Source organism: Falsiroseomonas oryzae (assembly GCF_027856955.1).
Classification (GTDB): domain Bacteria; phylum Pseudomonadota; class Alphaproteobacteria; order Acetobacterales; family Acetobacteraceae; genus Falsiroseomonas; species Falsiroseomonas oryzae.
On record NZ_JAPSMD010000450.1, the window covers coordinates 1 to 4,246 of the forward strand.

The window sequence follows — 4,246 nt, forward strand, 5'->3', positions numbered from 1 at the left end:
GTCCCGGCTGCTGGCCGAGGCCGAGGCCGCGCATGCCGCCGCCGCGCAGGCCCTTCAGGCTGCCGAGCGCGAGCTGCGCGACGCGACCGCGCATCGCCGCGATGCCGATGCCCGCTTCGCCGCGGCACGCGAGGCGCAGGTGCGCGCCGAGGGCGCGATGGAGACGGCGGAGGCCGCCGCGCTCTCGGTGGAGGAACGGGTGACGGAGCGCCTGGGCGAGGCGCATCCCGACCTGCCCGCGGACATCGCCGACCTGTCCGACGGCGCGGAGGAGAAGGCGCGGCGCAAGCTGGACCGGCTGACGCGCGAGCGGGAGGAGATGGGGCCGGTCAACCTGCGCGCCGAGCAGGAGCTGAACGACCTCGACGCGCGGCGCAACGCGATCGACGCGGAGCGCGCCGAGGTCGCCACCGCGATCGCCAAGCTGCGCGGCTCGATCGGGCACCTGAACCGCGAGGGCCGCGAGCGGCTGCGCGTGGTCTTCGACAAGGTGGATGCCGAGTTCCGCGGGCTGTTCACGCGGCTGTTCGGCGGCGGGCGGGCGCATCTCGCGCTCGTCGGCTCCGACGACCCTCTGGAGGCGGGGCTCGAGATCTATGCCGAGCCGCCGGGCAAGAAGCTCGCCTCGCTCGGCCTGCTCTCGGGCGGCGAGCAGGCGCTGACCGCGCTGTCGCTGATCTTCGCCGTCTTCCGCTGCAACCCCGCCCCGGTCTGCGTGCTGGACGAGGTGGACGCGCCGCTGGACGACGCGAACGTGGAACGGCTCTGCGACCTGCTGGAGGTGATGGCGGCGGGCGACGAGCAGGGGCGTGGCGGCACGCGATTCCTGATCGTCACCCACCACCCGCTGACGATGGCGCGCATGCATCGCCTCTACGGCGTGACGATGCAGGAACGCGGCGTGTCGCGTCTGCTCAGCGTGGACCTGCAACGCGCGGTGGAACTGGCAGAGGGTCCCGTCGCCGGCTGAGCGCCCGCGCGCATCCCGGCGATTGCGATCGCGTGAGCGATGCATGGCGAGATCGCCCGTTGCGGCTGCGATTCCGCATCCTTCGTGCGGCACCACGCGAAGGGGGATCCGCGATGGCGATCGAGCCGAGGGGCTGGGGCGATACGCTGCCGCCCGACCCCGGCACGAAGCGTCCGGCCCTGCTGCGGAAGTCCGCGGCGAAGCGGCACGCCTTCGATGCCCGCGCGACGGAGATGCAGAAGGCCGGCTTCGCCCCGGGCGCGCTGCTGCGCGAGGTGCCGCTGATCGACGCCTTCCCCGATCGCATCGCGCAGCGCGACTACCAGACATTCACGCTGTTCGCGAACGAGGGCGCGATCCGCGTGATCCGCAACCCGATCCGGGACAAGTGGATGGCTCTGGGCGGGGCGGAGTGGGGCGTGCCTGGCACGGACGACACCCCGACAGGCATCGGCGACGGCCGCCAGGTGCGGTTCGACCTGCTGAAGCCCGGGGCAGGCGGCGGGCTGAAGCGCGCCATCCTCTGCTCCAGGGTGACGAATGCGGAGCATCTGAGCGCCACGATCCCGGAGAAGTTCGTCGCGCTCGGGGGCGTGCAGGGTATCGGCTATCTGGGCACCGCACCCGCCGATATGCCTGCGCGCAATGCCGACGGCTCGGCAGCTGCGCCCATCCCGCATCACCTGGCCGTGGACCTCGGCGATAATGGGCATCGGCTGCAGCTGTTCTTCGAGGTCCGCAACGGCCCAGGGTGACGCACGCGATTGCGATTGCATGTTTCTGTTTTGTTCTTGCTCGCGACGGGCGGGCGCGCGCAGGATGCCGCGGCCCTCAGAAGGAAGCAGGTCATGCCCGTCAGCCCCATCCCGCCCGGCTATCCGCGCGTCTCGCCCTATCTCGTCATGCCCGACGCGAGGCGCGCACTCGCCTGGTACGCCGAGGCGCTGGGCGCGGAGGAGACGATGCGGCTGCCCGGGCCGGGCGACACGGTGATGCATGGCGAGGTGCGGATCGGCGACAGCGTGGTGATGCTGGGCGAGCAGAACGCCGACTACGGCGCCTTCGGCCCCGCGCATTTCGGCGGCACGGCGGTCTCGCTGGTGCTCTATGTCGAGGACGTCGATGCTGCCTTCGCGCGCGCCGTCGCCGCCGGTGCGACGGCGGAACGGCCGCCGGCCGACCAGCCCTATGGCGACCGGATGGGCACCATCGTCGATCCCTTCGGCCATCGCTGGCATCTGGCCACGCATGTGGAGGATGTCGGCGTGGAGGAGATCGTCCGCCGCATGTCGCCGGCCGGATGACGCCGGGCGCGTGACGATCGAGGCACGCATCGCGCGCGCCCACCGCATGGACGATGCGGCCTGGGCGCGCCATGCGAACCCGTGGAGCGTCTGGACGCGCGTGCCGATCCTGCCGCTGCTCGCGCTGGCGGTGTGGAGCCGCGAGTGGATCGGCTGGTGGGCGCTGGTCCCGGTGCTGCTGCTGCTCGCCTGGACCTGGGTGAACCCGCGTGTCTTCCCGCCGCCCTCGTCGCTGGAGAACTGGGGCTCGCGCGCCGTCCTGGGCGAGCGGCTGTGGCTGACGCGCGACTCGGTGCCGGTGCCGCCGCGGCATCGCGTGCTGCCCAAGGCGCTGAACGCGCTCGCCGCGGCGGGTGGCGTGCTGCTGTGCGTCGGCCTGGCCTGGCTGCTGCCCTGGGCGACGCTGACGGGGCTGGCCGTCGCGCTGCTGGCAAAGATGTGGTACCTGGACCGCATGACGTGGATCGTCGCGGACATGGCCGATGATCCGCGCCTCGTGGCCTGGACCGCGCCCGCGGCGGCGGCAACTCGCATCCCGCGGGCCTGATCGGCGTTGCCGGGGCACGGCGTCGCCCGTATCTGGGCACGACCATTCCCCCAACCGCACGAGCAGCCCCGATGGCCGAGCCGAAGACGACCCGACCGCGTTCGGCGCTGCGCGCCTTCCTGGACAGCGAGGCCTCCGGCGGCTTGGTGCTGATGGGGGCTGCGGCGGCTGCCCTGGTGATCGCCAATTCGCCGCTCGCCCCCGTCTATTTCGGCGCGCTGAAGACGTATGTCGGCCCGCTGAGCGTGGGCCACTGGATCAACGATGCGCTGATGGCGGTGTTCTTCCTGCTCGTCGGGCTCGAGATCAAGCGCGAGGTCGTGGACGGGCGTCTGTCCACCTGGTCCCGCCGCGTGCTGCCCGGGCTGGCCGCCGTCGGCGGCATGGCGGTGCCGGCGGCGATCTATGTCACGCTGAACGCCGGCAACCCGGAGGCGATCGCCGGCTGGGCGATTCCCAGCGCCACCGACATTGCCTTCGCGCTCGGCGTGCTGTCGCTGCTGGGTAATCGCGTGCCGGTCTCGCTCAAGGTGTTCCTGACCGCGCTGGCGATCCTCGACGACCTCGGCGCCGTGATCATCATCGCGCTGTTCTACACCGCGAACATCTCCACCACGGACCTCGGCATCGCGGGCGCGATCGCAGTGGCGCTGTTCGCGATGAAGGCGATGGGCGTGCGGCGCACGATGTGGCCCTATCTCCTGCTCGGCCTGCTGCTGTGGGTCTTCGTGCTCCGCTCCGGCGTGCATGCGACGATCGCGGGCGTGCTGCTGGCGCTGGCCATCCCGCTGCGCCCGACGCCCGGCGCGCCGGATGCGGAGGATTCGATGCTGCACCGGCTGGAACACGCGCTGCACAAGCCGGTGGCCTTCCTGATCGTGCCGGTCTTCGGCTTCGCCAATGCCGGCGTGTCGCTGGCCGGCTTCGGCGCCGGGCTGCTGCTGGACCCCGTCACGCTCGGCGTCATGGCTGGGCTCTCGGTCGGCAAGCTGGTGGGGGTGTTCGGCGCGGCCGCGCTGGCGATCCGCTTCGGCCTTGCGGACCTTCCGATGGGCGCGAGCTGGCCGCAGCTGGTCGGCGTCTCGCTGCTGTGCGGCATCGGCTTCACGATGAGCCTGTTCATCGGCCTGCTCGCCTTCCCCGACAGTCAGGCGCTGCAGGACAAGGCGAAGATCGGCATCCTGTTCGGCTCGCTGATCGCCGGCGTCGCCGGCTGGCTGGTGCTGCGCTTCGCCCCGCGCGAGATCCCGGCGCCCGACGATCCGGCGCGGCTGGCCACGCGGAAGGCCGGTTGACGGAGGGGCGCAAGGGGCGCGTCCTGCCGGGCGTGCTCCCCTTCCGCTTCTTCGAGCGCGCGGTGGATCCGGTGGCGCCGCCCGGCGCGCCGGCGGCGCGCGCGCTGGGCGTGCCGGTGCCGGCGGATGC

The 4,246-nt window shown here is 72.2% G+C and carries 4 protein-coding genes and 1 pseudogene; all 5 read left to right on the forward strand.

The features are described from left to right. Positions 1–970: pseudogene (locus OZN99_RS26710) on the forward strand (chromosome segregation protein SMC); the annotation flags it as partial. Between the two features lie 113 nt (positions 971–1,083). After that, a complete protein-coding gene (locus OZN99_RS26715; RefSeq protein ID WP_270938274.1) occupies positions 1,084–1,725 on the forward strand; it encodes an LGFP repeat-containing protein in 642 nt (213 codons plus the stop codon). Between the two features lie 93 nt (positions 1,726–1,818). Beyond that, positions 1,819–2,274, forward strand: coding sequence for a VOC family protein (locus OZN99_RS26720; protein ID WP_270938275.1), 456 nt, complete (start codon positions 1,819–1,821; stop codon positions 2,272–2,274). 10 nt (positions 2,275–2,284) lie between these two features. Continuing rightward, positions 2,285–2,821 (forward strand): DUF6653 family protein, encoded by a 537-nt coding sequence (locus OZN99_RS26725; protein WP_270938276.1) that lies wholly within the window; start codon positions 2,285–2,287, stop codon positions 2,819–2,821. 71 nt (positions 2,822–2,892) lie between these two features. Next, on the forward strand, positions 2,893–4,116 hold the full coding sequence (gene nhaA / locus OZN99_RS26730; RefSeq protein WP_270938277.1) for a Na+/H+ antiporter NhaA: 1,224 nt from the start codon (positions 2,893–2,895) through the stop codon (positions 4,114–4,116). Positions 4,117–4,246: the final 130 nt, after the last annotated feature.